General features: G+C 63.6%; 18 protein-coding genes. 8 read left to right on the forward strand and 10 right to left on the reverse strand.

The genetic code is table 11. From position 1 onward, the window contains the following. Nucleotides 1-13: 13 nt before the first annotated feature. From HUK72_RS10900 to HUK72_RS10925, 6 genes are all read right to left on the reverse strand, one after another. The gene (locus tag HUK72_RS10900) at nt 14-1,501 is read right to left on the reverse strand and encodes an aldehyde dehydrogenase family protein (protein ID WP_255325671.1); all 1,488 of its coding nucleotides are present in this window, start codon (nt 1,499-1,501) and stop codon (nt 14-16) included. Further along, the gene (locus HUK72_RS10905) at nt 1,498-2,925 is read right to left on the reverse strand and encodes an FAD-dependent oxidoreductase (protein ID WP_176596788.1); all 1,428 of its coding nucleotides are present in this window, start codon (nt 2,923-2,925) and stop codon (nt 1,498-1,500) included. Before HUK72_RS10905 ends, HUK72_RS10900 begins: the two co-directional genes overlap by 4 nt. A gap of 2 nt (nt 2,926-2,927) precedes the next feature. Continuing rightward, nucleotides 2,928-4,316: an MFS transporter gene (locus HUK72_RS10910; protein ID WP_176596789.1), complete on the reverse strand. Its 1,389-nt coding sequence runs from the start codon at nt 4,314-4,316 to the stop codon at nt 2,928-2,930. Further along, a complete protein-coding gene (locus HUK72_RS10915) occupies nt 4,313-5,506 on the reverse strand; it encodes a mandelate racemase/muconate lactonizing enzyme family protein (protein ID WP_176596790.1) in 1,194 nt (397 codons plus the stop codon). Before HUK72_RS10915 ends, HUK72_RS10910 begins: the two co-directional genes overlap by 4 nt. Nucleotides 5,507-5,509: 3 nt before the next feature. After that, nucleotides 5,510-6,475 (reverse strand): NAD(P)-dependent oxidoreductase, encoded by a 966-nt coding sequence (locus HUK72_RS10920; RefSeq protein ID WP_176596791.1) that lies wholly within the window; start codon nt 6,473-6,475, stop codon nt 5,510-5,512. A gap of 80 nt (nt 6,476-6,555) precedes the next feature. Then, nucleotides 6,556-8,718, reverse strand: coding sequence for a TonB-dependent receptor (locus HUK72_RS10925; RefSeq protein WP_255325804.1), 2,163 nt, complete (start codon nt 8,716-8,718; stop codon nt 6,556-6,558). A gap of 1,012 nt (nt 8,719-9,730) precedes the next feature. Between HUK72_RS10925 and HUK72_RS27235 the strand changes: the two genes are divergently transcribed. From HUK72_RS27235 to HUK72_RS10955, 6 genes are all read left to right on the forward strand, one after another. Continuing rightward, nucleotides 9,731-9,865, forward strand: coding sequence for a hypothetical protein (locus tag HUK72_RS27235; protein ID WP_255325672.1), 135 nt, complete (start codon nt 9,731-9,733; stop codon nt 9,863-9,865). A gap of 56 nt (nt 9,866-9,921) precedes the next feature. Further along, nucleotides 9,922-10,149, forward strand: a complete 228-nt coding sequence (locus tag HUK72_RS10935) for a zinc-finger domain-containing protein (protein ID WP_176596794.1) — start codon at nt 9,922-9,924, stop codon at nt 10,147-10,149. A 99-nt stretch (nt 10,150-10,248) separates the two neighbouring features. Further along, nucleotides 10,249-11,691, forward strand: a complete 1,443-nt coding sequence (gene tldD / locus HUK72_RS10940; protein WP_176597825.1) for a metalloprotease TldD — start codon at nt 10,249-10,251, stop codon at nt 11,689-11,691. A gap of 54 nt (nt 11,692-11,745) precedes the next feature. Beyond that, nucleotides 11,746-12,321, forward strand: a complete 576-nt coding sequence (locus HUK72_RS10945; protein WP_176596795.1) for a DUF924 family protein — start codon at nt 11,746-11,748, stop codon at nt 12,319-12,321. Between the two features lie 349 nt (nt 12,322-12,670). Continuing rightward, nucleotides 12,671-13,009 (forward strand): P-II family nitrogen regulator, encoded by a 339-nt coding sequence (locus HUK72_RS10950; protein WP_013847864.1) that lies wholly within the window; start codon nt 12,671-12,673, stop codon nt 13,007-13,009. 13 nt (nt 13,010-13,022) lie between these two features. Beyond that, the gene (locus HUK72_RS10955; RefSeq protein ID WP_176596796.1) at nt 13,023-14,447 is read left to right on the forward strand and encodes an ammonium transporter; all 1,425 of its coding nucleotides are present in this window, start codon (nt 13,023-13,025) and stop codon (nt 14,445-14,447) included. A gap of 102 nt (nt 14,448-14,549) precedes the next feature. Here HUK72_RS10955 and HUK72_RS10960 read toward each other — a convergent pair whose 3' ends face one another. The 4 genes from HUK72_RS10960 to crtY form a co-directional block, all read right to left on the reverse strand. Further along, nucleotides 14,550-15,476, reverse strand: coding sequence for a phytoene/squalene synthase family protein (locus HUK72_RS10960; protein ID WP_176596797.1), 927 nt, complete (start codon nt 15,474-15,476; stop codon nt 14,550-14,552). An 88-nt stretch (nt 15,477-15,564) separates the two neighbouring features. After that, nucleotides 15,565-16,146, reverse strand: coding sequence for a TIGR00730 family Rossman fold protein (locus HUK72_RS10965; protein WP_176596798.1), 582 nt, complete (start codon nt 16,144-16,146; stop codon nt 15,565-15,567). Nucleotides 16,147-16,152: 6 nt separating this feature from the next. Next, nucleotides 16,153-17,634, reverse strand: a complete 1,482-nt coding sequence (locus HUK72_RS10970) for a phytoene desaturase (protein WP_176596799.1) — start codon at nt 17,632-17,634, stop codon at nt 16,153-16,155. Between the two features lie 13 nt (nt 17,635-17,647). Then, complete coding sequence (gene crtY / locus HUK72_RS10975) at nt 17,648-18,808, reverse strand: lycopene beta-cyclase CrtY (protein WP_176596800.1); 1,161 nt, start codon at nt 18,806-18,808, stop codon at nt 17,648-17,650. 75 nt (nt 18,809-18,883) lie between these two features. Here crtY and HUK72_RS10980 point away from each other — a divergent pair, with 75 nt between their 5' ends. Then, nucleotides 18,884-19,156 (forward strand): metal/formaldehyde-sensitive transcriptional repressor, encoded by a 273-nt coding sequence (locus HUK72_RS10980; RefSeq protein WP_176596801.1) that lies wholly within the window; start codon nt 18,884-18,886, stop codon nt 19,154-19,156. Next, nucleotides 19,153-20,142, forward strand: a complete 990-nt coding sequence (gene dmeF, locus HUK72_RS10985; protein ID WP_176596802.1) for a CDF family Co(II)/Ni(II) efflux transporter DmeF — start codon at nt 19,153-19,155, stop codon at nt 20,140-20,142. Before HUK72_RS10980 ends, dmeF begins: the two co-directional genes overlap by 4 nt. The last annotated feature ends 139 nt before the right edge of the window (nt 20,143-20,281 follow it).

The raw sequence follows: 20,281 nt of genomic DNA on the forward strand, positions 1-20,281 counted from the left end.
GGCGTTCGGGCCGTCAATCGCGCACGTCCACGACCTGCGGCTCCATATATGTCCTGGCGCCGATCGCCGACATCACGCGACCGATGCCGGATTCCTTGGCGCCGCCAAAGGGTGCATCGACATTGAGTTCCTGATGTGTATTGACCCAGGCCGTCCCGACCTCGAGGCGGCGCGCAAGGGCAAGGCCACGCGCCGCGTCTCCGGTCCAGACCGAACCGCCGAGGCCGAACCGCGTATCGTTCGCGCGCGCGAGCGCATCTTCCACGTCGGTAAAGCGGATGATGGGAAGCACCGGGCCAAATTGCTCCTCATCCACGATGCGCATGCCGTCCGAGACGTTGCTGACGATGGTGGGCGGAATGAAATAACCGTCACAGGCCAGCGGCACGCCCCCCGTCTCAATCACGGCCCCATGCGTCCTGGCATCGTCGATCAGTTCGAGCACCCGGCGAAACTGCATCTCATTCTGAAGCGGCCCCATAGTGACGTCAGGTTCCGCCCCCCGGCCGAGCTTCGCACGCACTGCCAGATCGACGAGCGCATCGCGCATCTCCTCGAACTTGTCCGCATGCACATAGAGCCGCTTGATTCCCATGCAGATCTGGCCGGAATTATTGAAGGCGGCGCGAAAAATCCTCGGCGCTGCGCGGGCGACATCGACATCATCGAGGACGATGGCGGCATCGTTTCCGCCCAGCTCCAGCACGATCCGCTTCAATCCGCTGACGGACGCCGCGGCCCCGATATGCTTGCCGGTTGCCGTCGATCCGGTGAAAGTGATCATATCCACGTCGGGATGCTCGACGATCCATGCGCCCAGATCATTGCCGCCCGACAGGATGTTCAACACGCCCGGGGGCAATGACCGCGCGGCCACCTCGCCGAGCATCAGCGTGGCAAGCGGCGTGTAGGGCGAGGGCTTGAGCAGCATCGTGTTGCCGGCTTGCAAGGCTTCGGCGATCTTGCCGGCCGCCATCATGATCGGCACGTTCCAGGGGGTGATCGCACCCACGATGCCCAAGGGTCGGTAGTGGAGCTCGCGGCGAATCCCTGGCGCCTCGAACAACAGCTCGGGATGAACCTCTATGTGCGAAACCGCCTCGATCAGCCGCGCCGCGCCCAATATCTCCCTAGTGGCATGCGCCAGCGACTGCCCCTGCTCGCGCGTGAATATTTGGGCGATCCCAGCAGCGCGGTCGCGCATTCCCTGAGCAAACGCCGCCAGCCGCGCGCGCCGCTCGACATCGGACAGCCCTGCCCATCCCGGCTGCGCCCGCCGTGCCGCAGCAACCGCCGCATCCAACTGCGGCCGCGAGGCGTCGGGCGCGCGCGCAAAGACCCTTCCGCTGCCGGGATCGATGACGGCGAAGTCGCTGGCACCATCCAGCAGTTCGCCGTCGATCAGAAGCCGGAATTCATATCCCGCTACACCGTCGGCCGACGGCTCGGGGTGGTAATTTGCGGCTTTCGTCTCGCGCTGCATTCCGCTTGCCTCGCTCATGCCGCAGTCTCGCTCTTCACGGGCCGCGCTGCTTTATCGCGCAGGATCGCGCCCTGCCCGCGCAGAGCCTGCTGCACATCCGCGATTGAAAGCTCTCCCACCGGTACGCCCTGGTCGACCGCTTTCGCCGCCGCGACCCCGGCGGCATGCCCGGTGAGCCAGCATTGAGGGATTTCGCGCATGAACGATTGGGACGAGGCGTCGGCCGAGAGATGGCGGCCAGCGACGATCAACCGATCGGTCTTCTGCGGCAACAGGCTGCGGAACGGGACGGACACGCTGTCGAATTTGGGCGCGAGGCTGGGACTGATTCCCACTTCATCGTCGTGCACGACACCAATGCGCCAGTCGTCGCGCGTCATCCGCGCCCGTCCGACCAGCCGCCGCGTCTGCCGGATGCCGATCTGCGGCGCGCTGAGGGCAATCCATGCATTTTCGAATCCCGGCGCATGCTTGCGATACCAGGCAAGAAGCTCGACCATCTTGTCGCGCGAGCGAAGCTCGACCTCGGTCAGGTCACGGACATCAAGGCCGTCATAACCGGCCCAGCGCGGGCCCATGAAGACCGCAACGTCATTGCGCCAGGCCGGGCCGGGCGGCTCCAATTGGCCCACTGCCGCCCGGCCGGCCGCGACGAAATCATCATAGCCGTCCGAAGCTTTAAAGGCGAGCCAGCGCTCATTGTCCGTTCCGGCGAACAGCCAGGCGGTGTTAATGCATTGCTGGATGCTCGACTCCTCGATGTCCGACGCGCTCTGCTCTCCGGCGGCGGCGAAAATGTCGCCGTCTCCCGTTGTGTCAATGACGACCTTGGCTTTCGCGGCGAAGCGGCCCTGCTTGCTCTCGAAGATGATCCCCTCAAGCCCCGTCGCGCCGACGATCGGGGTCGAAGCCCAGGAGTGGAAGAGTATCTCTGCGCCGGCCTCGCGCACCATGTCGAGCGAGAGTTGCTTCAGCGCCTCGGGATCGATCATCGGCGCCCAAGTGACGATGTCATGGAAAGCGGAATGGCGTGGCCGCCATTTTCCGACTGCCGCCGCCTCCCGGCTTCCCCATTCGGTCGGCGACGGACCAAGGATGGCATCGGACGGCAATCGGTCCATCATCTCGCCGCCAATACCGCCAATCACGCGGTTTCCGGCCCAGTCGGTCATCCGGTCGATCCATATCACCAGTCCGCCGGTCGAAAGACCCCCGAGATGATTATAACGCTCGACCAGCAGCACCCGCGCCCCCGACCGTCCTGCGGCGACCGCAGCAGCCGTGCCGGCCGGCCCTCCGCCCACCACCAAGACATCGACATCGAACAGGACTGGCACCTCCCGTGCCGGCTCGACGACGAACGTGTCGGGCGCGCGCTTGCGACTTGCGCGATCCGCCGTGATCTCGCTCATGAAAAACTGCTCGCCATTCTGGCTTCCCATGATCAATCCTTCGATGCTGATAAGGTTGGAGCCGGGTAGCTCGGCAAAGTTTCCTGACCGACATTCATCATCGGTCCGCGCAACAACGCACGCAGGAGGAGAGCCGCGATCGCCACGACAAGCATCGGCAGCCCCGCCACGGCGTAAATCTCGATCGGGGCGAGGTGGGGCATGAGGCTGCCGCCAATGACCGGCGCTGCTATCGCGCCTGTCTTCGAGATGCCGCTTGCCCAACCCACTCCGGCGGCGCGTATTTCCGCAGGATAAACAGATCCAACGATGCCGTGGAGGCTCGATTGCGATCCCAGCATGGCGCCGCCGGTAAAGAGGCTGATGATGACAAGATCGTGGGGCGCGTGGGCCAAGCCCAGCGCAGTGATGGCCGCTGCGGCCAGGATAGCGAGAATGGTGATTGCGAGAAAGCCGAAGCGATCCGTCACAACCCCCCCGATGACGCTACCAACAGCACCGCCGGCGAACATGGCCGCGGTGGCGTAGGCTGCGACCCCGCCGTCGAAGCCCTGTCGCACCACCATGGTCGGCAGCCAGTTGCCGATGAAGAAAACCGATAGCGCACAGGCGAAATAGAGTGCCCAGACCCAGATCGTCGCCCCCCGCTGGGGGTGCGCAAAGAGTGCTTTAACGCCAAGCTTCTCGGCCTTCCGATGGCCAAGAACCAAGGTGGCGTCGTCAGGCAGTTTCACGTCCGGTCGCAAAGCCGAAGCAGCTTTGAGCACCGCAGACCGAGGCGCTGGCTTGCCAACGAGAAATGTCAGCGATTCGGGAAGGAGGAGGCTGACCGCCACCGCGCATAGCAAGGACAGGCTGCCCCCGATCCAGAAAATGGCCTGCCAGCCATATTCGGGAACGATTTCTGCTGCGACCAGCCCGGCAGCGATGCCACCGAGAAGGAAACCCGAAAATATGATGCCGATGGACGTGGCGCGGAGCCGCGACGGGATCATCTCGCTAGCCAAGGCAATGACGTTCGGAGTCACGCCGCCCAAGCCCAGCGCGGCGCCAAAACGGACCAGCGCCAATTGCAATGGAGAGCTGGTAAAGCCGGCAAGGATCGTAAAAGCAGCAAAGCAGAACGCCGCGCAGATGATGATCCGCCGCCTTCCGAACCGATCGCCCGCCTCACCAAGAATGAGCGATCCGGCAAGCATCCCTAGCATGGCCGCAGCAATGACGAAGCCCATCGTTATCGGAGCGATGCCCCATAGCTTCATGAGCGAAGGCGCGACATAAGCGAGTGCGCTGAGGTCATAGGCGTCACATGCCATCAACAAGCCGCAAATGCCGATCAGCCGGAAAAGCGGTGCGCCGACGCGCTGTTCATCGACCAACGTCTCGACGGCGATAGCAGGCGAGCCAGCAAGCGCGTTCATGGATATTCCTTCCGGTATCGTGCGAGAGCGGCTTCGTTCACAGTCACGCCCCAACCCGGGCGGTCGGGAAGAACCAGTGCGCCATTTTCGACCACGACCTCCTCGAGAAGAAGCTCGCTCTTCCAGGGAACATCGTCCTGCTCAAACTCCATGATCCGGAAATTGGGTACAGCCGCCGAAAAATGTGCACTGATCATGTTGCCGAGCGGACCATAGAAATTATGCGGCGCGACATTCACCTGAAATGTTTCCGCCAGCGCGGCGATCCGCACAGCTTCGGCAATCCCGTTCCACAAAATGTCGATGATCGCGACATCGACCGAGAATCGCTCGAAGAAGGGGCGGAATTGCCGCTGGCTATAGACGGCTTCGAGCGAGGCCACCGGCGTTGCAATGCGCCGGCGTGTCTCAGCCAGGACGTCAGGCTCATGCATGTCGATTTCGAGCCAGCCAAGCCGGCTCGCCTCGCACGCTTCGCTCAGGCGAACGATCGCTTCGGGCACCATGCCGAAGCTCAGGTCCAGCATGATCTCGCCGTCCGGTCCGATACCGGCACGAAGCGCTTCCATCTGCCGCGCGATCAGACCCACCGTCCTTTCGTCGCAATGACCGCCCCAGACCAGCGATTTGGCCGACAGGCCGGTGGACCACCAGCGGGGATCGCTGTCCCGATCGAACAGCAGCGCATTGGTTTTCAAGGCGCTCCATCCCGCGCCCGCCGCATCGGCAGCAAGCTGGCTCAGATCGTCAAGCGACTTCAGCGTGCGAGGATCGCCGAACTTTTCGAAATAACCAGGCGCTGCAACCCGGACGGTCCCGAAATGCGACCAATAAAGCGGGATACGGTGGCGGAACGCACCACCCAAAAGCGCATAGACAGGAATGCCCAGCGATTTCGCGCAAATGTCAATGCAGGCATTCTCGATCGCCCCCAGCGCCTGCTGCATCGTGCCGCCCGCGACCATGCGCGTGGTCGCCCAGAGCTTTGTGACCAAAACACGGTAGGATCGCGGATCGGCACCGAGGCATAGTTCGCCGACTTTACGGATCACCTCTGTCAGTCCGGGCGCCCAACCCATCTGGCTGAATTCCGACCATCCCTCATATCCATCGTCGGTCGTGATCTTCAAAAAGCTGAACGTGCGCCAACCGCCGTCGACATGAAAATCTTCGACTCTTACGACACGCATGGCTCAGCCTATCGCCTCGCGCTCGAGCAGCGCGTCCAGATTGCGCCGCGCCGCCTCCGCCAGGCGCCCCGCCCCGGCACGGCTTCCCGCCGCGGCAATGTGCGGGGTGAAGATCAGATTTGGCGCCGTCCACAAGGAATGGCCTGCAGGAAAGGGCTCGGGCGACACGACGTCCAAGGCCGCGCCGGCTAGCCGGCCGGACCTTAGCAGCGCTTCCAGCGCACCCAGGTCAACAATTTCGCCCCGCGCCACGTTCACAAAATAGCTTCCGGGCTGGAGCGCAGCCAAGAGATCGGCGTCGAACAGCCCTGCCGTCTCCGGAGCCAGGGCGATGGTCAGGATGAGGACGTCGCATTGCGACACCGCCTCCTCGAGCGCCGAGAGCGGCTTCACCAGTACGTCCCCATCCGAACCGCCAGCCGGCGGCGTGCGGGTTACTGCCGTGACGGCAGCGCCAAACGCCTTAAACAGCCGGGTGACGGCCTGTCCGATCGCACCATAGCCGACTACCAGGACCTTTCGATCCTCCAGCGAAGCTATATGGGGCACCATCTCATGCCGGCTCCACAGCTGACTTTCCGTCAGCTTGAGTGAGCGAGGCAGCGCGCGCAAGGAAGCGAGCGTCAAGGCCAGCGCATGTTCGGCGACGATCGTGGCGGTTGCCGCCCCCGGCCCCGTGACCTTGACGCGATCCGGCAGACCAGCAGCCTCGAAGCCGTCCCGGCCTGCGCTCACGAAATGGAGTATCTCGACACTATTGCCAGGAAGGTTGAGCTTCGCAACGACCTGGCGGGCGATCTCCTCTGGCTGATCATAGAGGACCAGTCCCTTGGCCCCGTCCATTGCCCGCAGCACTTCCTCGAGGCTGGAGCATATCTCGAAGTCGATTTCGGGCCGTCTCGCGAAGGCGCCGATAATCTGATCTTTGGCAAGCCCGTAGGCCGCCCAGTATACGATCTTGGTAGGCATCGGATCTCCTGCAATGGATCGCAGCCGTATGTCATCGCCTGGTGCGCGGCGCGCCGGTTGGGATGCGCCGCTCGCTGGCATCACATCTTGTAGCCCAAAGTGACTCCATAAGTGCGCGGCGCACCCGGGACGATGGAGTCGCCCAACGATTGGGACGTCCAAGACACATAATATTTAGTCTTCGTCAGATTCTTCCCCCAAAGACGCACCGACCATTTCTCGCCCGGTTCCGTATAGCTGATCTGGCCGGACAGGAGATCATAACCGCGCTGGACCGAATGGCCATCCGGATCGAAATTGAAGCGCGAGCTGTGAAAATATGTCGCACTGAGAGCAAATTCGCCGATCTGCGAAGGGATTTTGTAGTCAGCCGTCACGTTCGCCGAAAATTTCGGTGATCGGATCGTATCGAAACCAGATGCATCACCTCGCGTGACGATCAAGCCGCCGGCCGGATTGGGCGTGTAGAAGGGGGCATTCTGGAAACTGGTATAATGGCCGTCGAGAAAGCTGCCGGCCGCCCTGAGCGTGAACCGGTTATTGACGAAACGCGGAACCCAGGTCGACTCGAAATCCAGCCCCTTGATCTTGGCTCCCGCAGCATTGATGATGACCGGCGTACCCACCTGAACGATGATGAGTTGAATATCCCGATAATTATAGTGGAATGCGGACACGTTGAGTTGAAGCTGCCGGTCGAACAGGCTGGATTTCACGCCGACCTCGAAAGCATCCATTTTCTCGGGACGCACGGGAGGCGCCGTGAAGCTTTGCGACGCATATTGGGCTGACTTATATCCGCGGCTGTAGCTGCCATAGACCATGATGCCCTCCGTCAGATCTTGATCGAGGGCAAGCCTCCAGGTTGGGACTTTATAGGTGTCATCCTGAGTGGCGAAGCGGATGTTGGAGCCGGCAGGCACCGATGTGTTCCCGGCAGCCGCCACGTCCCGTCCGGCGACCGAAATCTTGTCGATCGTATAGCGGGCGCCGACGGTCAGCCGCGTCGAAGGCGTGAGCTTGGCCGTTCCCTGAGCGAAGACCGCATAGGAGGAAAGCCCTTGGTTGACGAAGCGATCCAGCCGTTGCGCGCCCAGGGTGGCACTGCGGATTTGGATAGGAAGGCTCTTGGCCGCCGAGTTCATATAGAAGACGCCGGCGGTGTAATCGAGCCAGTCCGAATGCCCTCCAACGGTAATTTCCTGCTGAAACGTATCGGTGGCTTCTGCGAAAACCGCGTCGATGACCGGCGCGGGCGTCACGTCCTGGTCGAAATTGGCGCGGCTCTTCACATAACGGAAGGCGCTGAGGCTGGTCAGGGTCAACGTCCCCAGATCCTGCTCGATCTTCAGCCCTACACCCCATTGCGGGGCGCGGACTTTCGTGGGCAAATTGATCTGCGTATCGTAAATCGAGCCACGCTGCGGCACGCCGCCAATCGCCAGGGTGCCCGGCGCAATTGTCTTCACCTGCCCAGCGTCATTATGGTTGTTACTATAGTCGCCGGTCAGCGTCACCTTCGTATCGTCGCCCGGGCGCCACATGAGCTTGCTGCGCAAGGCGACTTCGCGGCGAAAATAGGCGTCGGCGCCGGTCACGAGATTAGTCCCGAAGCCATCACCCTGATGCGTGCCATACAGGCTGAAATCCAGCGCCAGATTGTCCGTGAGGCCGGTGGAAGCATAAGCCGAGCCGGTGAATGTCTTATAATTCCCATAGCCAATATTGGCTTCCATCGTTGGTGTGAACGAAGGATCGCGCGTGATGATGTGGATGAGGCCGCCCGTCGCATTCCGGCCGAACAATGTTCCCTGCGGCCCCTTGATGACTTCGATCCGCTCGACATTGTTTAGAGCGAACAAGCCTGCGGCTGGCGCGGCATAGTTGACCCCATCGACATAGATGGCGACGGCGCCGGAGCCGCCGATGTCGCCGCTCTGGGTGCCGACCCCGCGCAGATAAGGCGTGACCGACGCACGTGACATGGTCATGATGAGCCCCGGCGCAACCGCAGGCAGTGATCCTACGTCCGCCACCCCGCTGCGCGCGAGGCTGGCCCCGCTTATTGCTGCAACGGCAATGGGCACCTTCTGAAGCGATTCGCCGCGACGCTGGGCCGTCACCACGATATCCTCTACACCCGCAGCCTGCTTCGCCGATGCGGCGCCGGATGGCGTCTGTGCGAGCGTATGGGCCGGCAACGCCGTCACAAGTGCAGTGGTGAAGACCAGCCGTTTCAGCATCACGTTCACATTCCCCTCCTTCTGTCCTTATCCTTTTTTTATCCCAATGGACGGCGTTTGCAAGCTTCTTTTGTCCTATTGGACAATATATTGTTCAATTGGCGGAAATGTGGGAATTGTGCATATGCATACGCTCGCTCCGCCTTCGCATATCGGCGCTTTTGGACAGTCAGCGCCGGAACGCTGCTGCTTAAAGAAGGTAAGGAAGGCGATCGTCGCCGGCATCTGGAGCCAACATGCTCCCGGACCGACCGACCGCTTGCTTAATAAATCAAGGGGTAGCCAGCCAAGGCCCGCAATTTCCGGCGGGTGCTACGGGAGCTGTTCGCCAGTCGCTGTTCATTAGAAGAAAACGAAGCCGAGCGGGCAATGTCGCGTCGCCCCCGGCGTCTCCCGGGGCTGGACGACCGGGCAGAGCGGCCACGACCGCTGGATCCGCTAAATGGGGCAATATCGGGCATATTTTCGCGAAACGATTGCGCTTAAGCAGCGCTGGGGGACCGGGAGGCGAAGAACGCCAGTTCCTTCCTGAAGCATCACCTGCTCCCGGAGGGGTACAGCGATCTTGCGGTATTGCTGATGACAGGTAGGCTTGCCTGAAAGAATGGCTCTCGGGGTGATGGAGATCCAATTTGTGCGGCCAAGAGGGCGCGAAGCTGCCGTTGAACTGAGACCTCTGCTTTCCGTGTATCCAGCCGTGTACACACAGAGCGCATATCGTGATGAAACGCCCTGTGTACACGTGAATAGTTCATTATCTCGCACACCGCAGCTAACCGCGATAGACCCTCTGCTCATGAAATTTTATGATATGTTTTGATAATTATATTACGCCGATTTACACCGAGAATGTCGGCGGTTCGAGCCCGTCATCGCCCACCACGCCCCCTCCCCTTTGAGAAATCTGTTCCCGCCAGGGTTGGAATGACGTAAGGTCCGGCGCAACGGAATGCTTTGGTGAGGCACTTGCATCATGTCTCTCACGCTTCTCTTCACTGCTGCGATAGCGCCTTTGCTGCTGATCCTGTCGCCGGTTTCGCTGGCGACCGCCCGCGATTGCTTGGATTGGGACGCGCCGGCCAAGGCCGTGGACATTGCGGTGGAAAAGCCCTGCCCGAAAAAGAAGCCGCCGCTTCTGTTGATGTAAGCGCCCTTCGCCACGGATATTGCGGCGCAACGCCAGCGCTGCTAATCGGTGGCGCCATGATCCAGCCGCCTGAAATCATCCGAGTCACCAAGTCCCGCGTCTCCTGCGACGGTTCGGGCGACATTCCCGCCGCGCTTGGCCATCCGCGCGTCTTCCTTGAGATTGACGAGCATGGCTATGTCGACTGCGGCTATTGCGACCGCCGCTTCGTGCTGGCCGGCAGCGTGGCCGACACGCCGGAAATCGCCGGGCTGCCGGATATTTCCTCGGGCGCCAGTCTTTAAGCACGACAATCCCATTTAAATCGTCATTCCCGCGAAGGCGGGCATGACGGAAATGCTTTTTTGATTGGGCTTAGTCTCTGCCGCTCCTATATCGGCGGCATGACCGAAGCTGCTCCCCAGTTCACCGACGCCCGCGGCCTGCTTTACCGGCCCGGCCTGCTCGATCCCGACGGCGCGCGCCGCCTGACCGCCGAGGCGCTGAAAAGCTGCGACGATGGCGAACTGTACCTGCAATATCGGGCGAGCGAGAGCTTCGGCTTCGATGACGGGCGGCTGAAGACTGCCGACTATTCGACCGATGCGGGCTTTGGCCTGCGCGGCGTGTCGGGCGAGATGACCGGTTTCGCCCATGCCAACGACATCAGCGAAGCCGCGATCCGCCGCGCCGCCGAGACGCTGACGCTGCTCGATCCGGCCAAAGGCCAGCCCGCGCCGCCGCCGCAGCACACCAACCGCCATCTCTATACCGACGTCAATCCGCTGGAGATCGTGCCCTTTGCCGAGAAGGTGACGCTCTGCGCCGCCATCGACGCCGCTGCCCGCGCCCGCGATCCGCGCGTCGCGCAGGTGTCGGTAAGCCTGGCGGGTAGCTGGTCGGTGGTCGAGATCGTGCGAGCGGATGGCTTCACCGCGACCGACATTCGGCCGCTCGTGCGGCTCAACGTCTCCGTCATCCTGGAGGAGAATGGCCGCCGCGAGACAGGCGTGTTCGGCATTGGCGGGCGCTACCTCTATGACGAGGTGATGGACCCCGCCATCTGGAACCGCGCCATTGACGAGGCGCTCGCGCAGGCGCGGGTCAATTTGCGCTCCGTGGCGGCGCCCGCCGGGGAGATGACCGTGCTGCTCGGACCGGGCTGGCCGGGCGTGCTGGTGCATGAAGCCATTGGGCACGGTCTGGAGGGCGACTTCAACCGCAAGGGCACCAGCGCCTTTTCCGGCCGCGTGGGCCAGCGGGTCGCGGCGCCCGGCGTCACCGTGGTCGACGACGGATCGATCATGAGCCGGCGCGGCTCCCTCTCCATCGATGACGAGGGCACGCCGACCCGCGAGAATGTGCTGATCGAGGACGGCATCCTCAAGGGCTATATGCAGGACCGGCTGAACGCCCGGCTGATGGGCGTGGAGCCGACCGGCAACGGCCGCCGCGAAAGCTATGCCCATGCGCCGATGCCGCGCATGACCAACACCTTCATCAAGGGCGGACAGGACGATCCGGAAGAACTGCTCAGCCGGATGAAGTCGGGCATTTTCGCGAAAAGCTTCGGCGGCGGGCAGGTCGACATCGTGTCGGGCAAGTTCGTCTTCTCCTGCACCGAGGCGTACAAGGTCGAGAATGGCAAGCTGGGCGAGCCGATCAAGGGCGCGACGCTGATCGGGGACGGGCCGACGGCGCTGACCAAGGTGATCGGCATCGGCAATGACTGGGCGCTGGACGAAGGCATCGGCATGTGCGGCAAGGCCGGGCAGAGCGTGCCTGCGGGCGTGGGCCAGCCGACGCTGCTGATGGAGGGCCTTACCGTCGGCGGCACGGCGACCTGAGCCGATAGCGCCGCGGGCGGAGGAACCAGCGTCAAGGTGCGTCTTTATCCTCTCATGAACATGTTGACCGACAGCCATGATGCGGTGACCGCCGATTGGGCGGCCGCCCTGTTGGATTTCTGGTTCAACCAGACCGGAGAGCGGGGCTGGTGGAGCCATGAACCCGCGTTCGACCGGACATGCCAGGCGCGGTTCCGCGATTTGTGGGAGGAGAAGCGCCAATTGCCCGCCGAGGAATTTCTGGAACGGGCCGACGACGCGCTGGCGGCGGTGCTGCTGTTCGACCAGTTGCCGCGCAACATGTTCCGCGGTTCGTGGGCCGCCTTTTCCACCGATCCCCTTGCGCGGGACGTGGCGCGCGGGGCCATCGCCCATGGGTACGACATCCAGATCGGCGGGGCCGGGCGGCTGTTCTTCTACATGCCGTTCCAGCATAGCGAAGCGCTGGAGGATCAGAAATTGTCGGTCAGCCTGTTCGAAGGAGCGGGCGACGAAAAATCGCTCCGGTTCGCGCGGGAGCATCTGGCCGTCATAGAGCGCTTCGGTCGCTTTCCCCATCGTAATGCGACGCTGGGTCGCGCGAACAGACCGGGCGAGGAAGAGGCGGCGAAGGAAGGTGGGGGTTGGTGAAGGCTTGGTAAGGCTTTACCCCACACCTCTGTCATGCTGAACTTGTTTCAGCATCCATTGCGCCCCATAAACCAAGGCTGAATCCGGAGAAATGGATGCTGAAACAAGTTCAGCATGACGGCTGGGGGATGACTTCGTTACGACTGGCGGATGGCTTCATCCCAATTGAGGGAGGGCCTGATCATATAGGCAACGGCCGTGCCTAAATTTTAAGCATCGCCCTGACGCTGCCCATTTTTTCAGCGCCCTATTTTGACGCACCGCATCAAAAGCCCGCATTAACGCGCCCTTTACGAATTGGCACGCCTCTTGCTGAGCATGTCCCCGCACACCAGTAACAGGGGGCGACATGAAACTTGTCATGGCTATCATCAAGCCGTTCAAGCTTGACGATGTCCGCGAGGCACTTTCCTCGCTTGGCATCGCCGGCATGACGGTGAGCGAAGTGAAGGGCTTCGGCCGCCAGAAGGGGCAGACCGAAATCTATCGCGGCGCCGAATATTCGACCAACATGGTTCCGAAGATCAAGATCGAGGTGGTCTGCGACGACGACCTCGCGCCGCGCGTCGTGGAAGCCACGCAGGCGGCCGCCAATTCGGGCGCCATCGGTGATGGCAAGATCTTCGTCCTCGATGTCGAGCAGGCGGTGCGCATCCGTACCGGCGAGACCGGCGAAACCGCACTGTAAGAAGGGGGAATTGATGACCTTTTCCAAGAAGCTTTGCGGCGTGATGGGGGCGGTTGGCCTGTCCCTGCTCGCAGCCGCACCGGCGCTGGCCGCGCCGATCAAGGCGCCAGACGCCGCCGCCATGGCCGCCATGGTCAACAAGGGCGACGTTGCCTGGATGCTCGTCTCGGCCGCTCTGGTCCTGATGATGTCGGTTCCCGGCCTCGCCCTGTTCTACGGCGGCCTGGTCCGCACCAAGAACATGCTGAGCATCCTGATGCAGGTGTTCATGATCGTCTCCGTCGCCGGCCTGGTCTGGTGCTGCTGGGGCTATTCGATCGCCTTCACCTCGGGCGGCGACAACCACTTCTTCGGCGGGCTGTCCAAGGCGTTCCTGATGGGCGTCGACGGCACGACCTATGGCGCGACGTTCAGCAACAACGTCTACCTGCCCGAATTCGTGTTCGTGGTCTTCCAGATGACCTTCGCCATGATCACCCCGGCGCTGATCGTCGGCGCCTTTGCGGAGCGCGTGAAATTCTCGTCGCTGATCGTGTTCGTCGTGCTGTGGCTGACCTTCATCTACTTCCCGATGGCGCACATGGTCTGGTACTGGGCCGGTCCGGACTTCCTGGCTGATGCACCGACCGACTATGGCATGCTGTGGGGCTGGGGCGCGCTCGACTTTGCGGGCGGCACCGTGGTCCACATCAATGCGGGTATCGCTGGCCTCGTCGGCGCCCTGATGATCGGCAAGCGCGTCGGCTTCCCCAAGGAACCCATGCCGCCGCACTCGCTGACCATGACCATGATCGGCGCCAGTCTGCTGTGGGTCGGCTGGTTCGGCTTCAACGCCGGCTCCAACCTGGAAGCCAATGCCGTCACCGGCGTCGCCTTCATCAACACCATGGTCGCCACCTGCGCCGCGGCGGTGAGCTGGTCGCTGGTCGAACAGGTCCACCATGGCAAGGCTTCGCTGCTCGGCGCCGTCACGGGTGCTGTCGCCGGCCTCGTCGCCATCACCCCGGCGGCTGGCTTCGCGGCTCCGATGACCTCGATCGCGCTCGGCTTCATCGTCTCCCCGATCTGCTACATCTTCGTGGCGTTCGTGAAGGGCAAGGTCGGCTATGACGACAGCCTGGACGTGTTCGGCGTGCACTGCATCGGCGGTATCGTCGGCGCCATCGGCACCGGCATCGTCGCGGCTCCCTCGCTGGGCGGTCAGGGCGTGTTCGACTACACCGTCTTCCCGGCGGCCTTCCATCCGGAAGCCTACAGCATCGCCGGTCAGGTCTGGATCCAGATCAAGGCGGTCGTGTTCACCCTGCTCTTCTCGGGCATCGGCAGCGCGATCCTCTACTTCATCATCGACAAGACGATGGGTCTGCGTCCGAACAAGGAAGCCGAAATGGAAGGTCTCGACCTCTCCAGCCACGGCGAGCGGGCCTACAACTACTGAGATTGGCAGGGCGGGCCGGAAAGAACGGCCCGCCCGCCTCACCTTGTTCCTCCTGCGAACATGCCTCGGGACCGGTACGCAAGTATCGGTCCCTTTTTTTGGTCAGGTCCGGGGGCGGGTCCAGAGTGTGGCCGGGCGCGGCGCTCCGGCATGCCAGCGGCGGGCACGACCCGGAACTTGGAGACCCGCCCGCAACACCCAGCCCAGCTTGCCGCTCTTTGCGGTGGCGACGCGATGGTCCCAGGCATGTTCGCCCCGGCGGGCGACTTGGCGGGCGATGTCGCCATAGATGCCGGCGGCGGCCAGGACCGCCCAGGCGCAGCGTGGCGGCAGCGCACCGGTGCCGTGGCGGGCGCTTTCCTCATAGTCGGCGGCCATGTCGGCCAGGCGGCGGGCGAGGATGGCGAGGCGCGGGCGGACCCAGGGCTTCATATGCTCGCCGGGCGGGATGTCCATCTCGACCAGCCATTCTTCCGGCAGGTAGCAGCGGTCGGCGGCTTCATCCTCGCTAATGTCGCGGGCGATATTGGCGAGCTGAAAGGCTAGGCCCAGGTCGCAGGCGCGGTCGAGAGTCGCTTCGTCGCCGGGATCGACGCCCATCAGGATCGCCATCATGCAGCCGACCGTGCCTGCGACATGGTAGCAATAGCGCAGCATGTCCGCCTCGCTGCGGGGGCGCCATCCGCGGGCGTCGAGGGCGAAGCCTTCGATCAGGTCATGGGCATAGCGTTCGGGGATCGCGCATTCCCGCATGACGATGCCGAAGCCGTCGAAGGCCGGGTCGCCGGTGGGTTCGCCGCGAAGCGCGGCGCTGGTGAGGACACGGATGGTGGAGAGACGCGCCTGCCCGTCCGCAACGCCGCGCATCGTGCCGCCATGGTCCTGGCCGTCCGCCATGTCATCGCATTTGCGGCACCAGGCGTAGAGCAGCCAGGCGCGCTCGCGGGTCGGGCGGTCGAAGAGTTTGGAGGCGAGCGCAAAGGATTTGGAGCCTCGGGCGATGCTGTCGCGGGCCTGGGCGATGAGCATGGGGCGGTCGGGAAAAGGAGAGGAAGAGGGCACATTCCTGACATGCCCTCCCCCGACCCCTCCCGCAAGCGGGAGGGGAGCGAAAAAGTCAGAGGCGATCCGCCTTCATCGCGAAGATGGTTTCATGGGGTTGATAGGCCGCCATCCTGTCGAGCAATGCCTCGATGGCGTTGGCATGGATCAGGATATTGGCGTGCTGGGCGCGGATAAAGCCAGCTTCGACCATATGCTGATTGAAGGCGATGAGCTGGTTGTAGAAGCCCGCGACGTTCAGCAACCCCACCGGCTTATGGTGATAGCCGAGTTGCGCCCAACTGATCGCTTCCCACAATTCGTCCATCGTGCCGACGCCGCCCGGCAGGGTGACGAAGCCGTCGGACAGGTCGGTGAACAGTTGCTTGCGCTGGTGCATGGTCTGGACGACGCGCAGTTCGGTGCAGCCGCGATGGGCGACTTCGGCGCCGACCAGCGCTTCGGGGATGACGCCGATCACCTCGCCGCCCGCTTCCAGCGCCGCGTCCGCGACCGCGCCCATCAGGCCAAGGCGCCCGCCGCCATAGACGACGCCGATGCCGCGCTCAGCCAGCACGCGCCCGACATGGCGGGCGGCCTCGACATAGGCGGGGTCGGCCGGGGTGGCCGAGCCGCAATAGACTGCCAGCCTCTTCATCTTTCCCTACACCAAATCTTCCAGCATCAGCGCGGCGGTCGCCTTGGCGCTGCCGACCACGCCGGGGATGCCCGCGCCGGGATGGGTGCCCGCCCCTACCAGATAGAGGTTGGGGATGACATCGTCGCGATTATGGGCGCGGAACCAGGCACTCTGGGTGAGCAGGGGTTCCAGGCTGAAAGCGCTGCCCAGATGCGCCGACAGGTCGTGGCGGAAATCGGGCGGCGCATAATGGAATTGCGTGACGATGCGCGAGCGTATGTCGGGGATCAGCCGATGCTGGATCTCGTCGAGGATGCGCTTGGCATAGACGGGCGCGAACTGCTCCCAGTCTATCGGCAGCTTGCCCAGATGCGGCACCGGGGCGAGCGCGTAGAAGGTCGAATGGCCGTCCGGCGCCATCGACGGATCGGTGACGGTCGGATGGTGCAGATAGAGCGAGAAATCCTGCGGCAGCACGCCATAGTCGTAAATGTCGGTCAGCAGCCCTTCATAACGCGGGCCGAACAGGATCATATGGTGCGGAATGCCCGGCCAGCTTCCCTTGATGCCGAAATGCAGCAGGAACAGGCTGGGCGACCAGCGTTTGCGGGCGAGCTTCTCCGCCTGTTTCTCGCCCCTGGGATGATGGCCGATCAGGTCGCGATAGCTGTGCATCAGGTCGGCGTTGGAGGCGACGGCGTCCGCCTCCCCCCGCCAGCCCGAGGCGGTGCGCACGGCGACGGCGCGGTCGCCATAGGTTTCGATCTGCACCACCGGATCGGCCAGCCGCAGCGTGCCGCCCAACCGCTCGAAATGGGTCGCCATCGCCTGGACGAGACGGTTGGTGCCGCCCTTCGCGAACCAGACGCCGCCATCCTTTTCCAGCTTGTGGATCAGGGCGTAGATGGCGCTGGTCTGCATCGGATTGCCGCCGACCAGCAGCGTGTGGAAGGAGAGCGCCTGGCGCAGCTTCTCATTCTTCACATGGGAGGAGACGACCGAATAGACCGAACGCCAGGCCTGATGCTTCATCAGCGCGGGGGCGGCGCGCACCATGGAGGCGAAGTCGAGGAAGGCGACCGAGCCGAGCTTGCGATACCCCTCCTGATAAACGCCGTCGGCATAGTCGAGGAAGCTTTCATAGCCCGCGACATCCTCCGGATTGAGCTTGGCGATCTGGGCGCGAAGGGCGGTTTCGTCGTTGGAATAGTCGAAATTGGTGCCGTCGCGCCAGTTGAGGCGGTAGAAGGGGGTGACGGGGATCAGGCTGACATCCTCCGCCATGTCATGGCCGGAGAGGCGCCACAGCTCGCCCAGGCAATCGGGGTCGGTGATGACGGTCGGCCCGGCGTCGAAGACGAAGCCGTCCTTCTCCCACATATAGGCGCGCCCGCCCGGCCGGTCCCGCGCCTCCACCAGCGTGGTTTCGATTCCGGCGGATTGCAGGCGGATGGCAAGCGCAAGGCCGCCAAAGCCCGCACCGATGACGATCGCTTTCCGGTTCATCGGGGTCGCTTCATCAGGCGGGAGGGCTCATCAATGCGCGCATGGCGTCCCTTATGGGCACCGGGGGCCGCCCGCACAAGATGCGGATGCGATCCCGCAGCGTCGAGCGGCCCGCATAGAAGCGGCCGATCAGGGCGGGGCTAAGACGATAGAAACGTTCAAAGATGCGCCAGCGCTGTTCGGGCCGGGCCGCGCCGAACAGCATGCGGCCCAGCAGCCGGTAATAGCGCCCTTGCCGCCAATGGACGGCGGCCCATTCGCGCGTCACATGCGCCAACAGATGCCCCTCCAGCGGCCAGTCATCTGTCAGGCAATGCGCGAAACGCACCGCATCGGGCAGGGAATAGCCGGTCATCGGCTGGAACAGGGCCGCCCCTGCCCCCAGCCGGGCGACCAGATCGTCCTGCGGCCAGAAGCGATCGAAATCGCCGCCATGGACGACTGGCAGGACGCCGCTCTCGCTATGGACGACCGCCTCGACCTGCCAGCCCTGCGCCTGTACATAGGCGGCGATCCTGGCGTTGAGCGTGGGCGCGTCCAGGTCCGGCGTGTCGCTGTAATAAGTATCCTCGACGAAGACGGTCCGCTCGTCCCAGGGCAGCAGATAGACGAAGCGATAGCCGTCCATCTGCTCGACGGTGGCGTCCATGATGACCGGGCGGGAAAGGCCGTGCGGGACATGCAGGCGCAGGGTCTGGCCGACGAATTTCTGCCAGCCGCAGCGCAGGGCGGAAAGATCGCCGCCCCCTCGGGCGTCGAGCACGGCCTTGGCGCGGATGACGCGGCCGTCGGACAGGGTGACGCTGGTGGGCGTCAGCCCGGTGGCCTGCGCGCCGGTCAGCACGGCATCGCCAAGCCGCTCCCGGACATGGGCGTCGAGCCGTTCCGAGGTGATGCTGTTATAAGGCACGGCAAGTTGGCGGCGGTGGCCGGGGAAGCGGACCTCATAACCCTCCGGCCAGCGATGGGCGATCAGCGGTTCGACCAGCCAGCGATCCCCGGCATCCACGTCGCTATCGAAAAAGGACCAGATATGATTGCCGCCCAGCCTGTCGCCGCTTTCCAGCAGGCACAGGGACACATCCGGACGGCGCGCCGCGAAGGCGAGCGCGGTCAGGCTGCCGGCAAGGCCGCCGCCCACTATCGCCAGGTCGCAATCGGTCATGGTCGCCATCGTCCCCTTGTTAGGCGGTGCGCGGGGAAATGCACGGATTGATTTCCGGTCGCCTATAGTATAGGGGGGTACCCTATGCATATCGTGGCGGATCGGGACAAGCTGTTGGCGCGGGTGCGGCGGATCGCCGGGCAGATCGGCGCCGTCGAGCGGCAATTGTCAGGCGATGCGGGCTGTTCGGAGACGCTGCAACTCGTCGCCTCCGTCCGGGGGGCGGTGGGCAGCCTGATGGAAGAATTGATCGAGCAGCATATGCGCGAACATGTCGCCCGGCCGGGCATCAGCGACGCAGCGCGACAGGCTGCGGCGGAGGAAATGCTGGCGCTGATCCGGCGCTACGGGAAATGAGCATGCACGACGATCACCACCATGGCGGCCACCACCATCCTGAGGGCCATGATCATGTGCATGGCATTCCGGTGGCCAATGCGGATGACGGCGAGGAAAGCCATTATTTCGACCATATCTACCTGACCCATGGGCATGACGAAAATGCCCGCAAGACGATCTGGGTGGTGTGGCTGACGGCGGCGACCATGGTGGTCGAGATCGTCTTCGGCTGGCTGACCGGATCGATGGCGCTGCTGGCCGACGGCTTTCACATGGCGACCCATGCGGGCGCGCTGGCGGTGGCGGCAGCGGCCTATGGCTATGCCCGGCGGCATGCGCGCAACCCGCGCTATACGTTCGGGACCGGCAAGGTGGGCGATCTGTCCGGCTTCGCCTCCGCGTTGATCCTGGCCTTCACCGCCCTGTTCATCGCCGTCGAGTCCGTGATGCGCTTATTCGAACCGGTGAAGGTGGCCTTTGGCGAGGCGACGCTGGTGGCGGTGATCGGCCTGGTCATCAACCTGATCAGCGCCCTGCTGCTGGGGCATGACCATAGCCATGATCACGGCCATAGCCACGATCATGACCACAAGCATGGCCATGCCGACAATAATCTGCGCGCCGCCTATGTGCATGTGCTGACTGACGCGCTGACGTCGGTGTTGGCGATCGTGGCGTTGTTGGCGGGGCGCTATATGGGCTGGTGGTGGCTGGACCCCGCCGTCGGCCTGCTGGGCGCGGTGGTGATCGCCCGCTGGGCCTGGGGGCTGATGAAGGATACCGCCGCGATCCTGCTCGACACCGCCGAACCGGCGCTGATGGCGCGGATCAAGGGACTGGCCGAGGCGGAAGGGGCGACCATCCGCGACCTGCATGTCTGGCGCATCGGGCCGCATGCCCATGCCGCGATCGTCAGCCTGGCCCCCGGCGCCGACGTCGCCGCCGTGCGCCGCCAGGTCCGCGCCCTGCCGCGCATGGAGCATGTGACGGTGGAGTGCGGATAGCCTGTCGCAGCCCGCTCTACCGAAGAGGTAATCCTTAAGAGTTAGAGCAGCGAAACCGCCGGGTTAAGGCGGAAATTTACCACGATAGCTGATCTGGATTACTTGACTCGACTCGGGCAACCATCCACTTTCCCTTACG

The sequence above is a fragment of the Sphingobium sp. 15-1 genome (assembly GCF_013375535.1).
In the GTDB taxonomy this organism is placed as follows: Bacteria; Pseudomonadota; Alphaproteobacteria; order Sphingomonadales; family Sphingomonadaceae; genus Sphingobium; species Sphingobium aromaticivastans.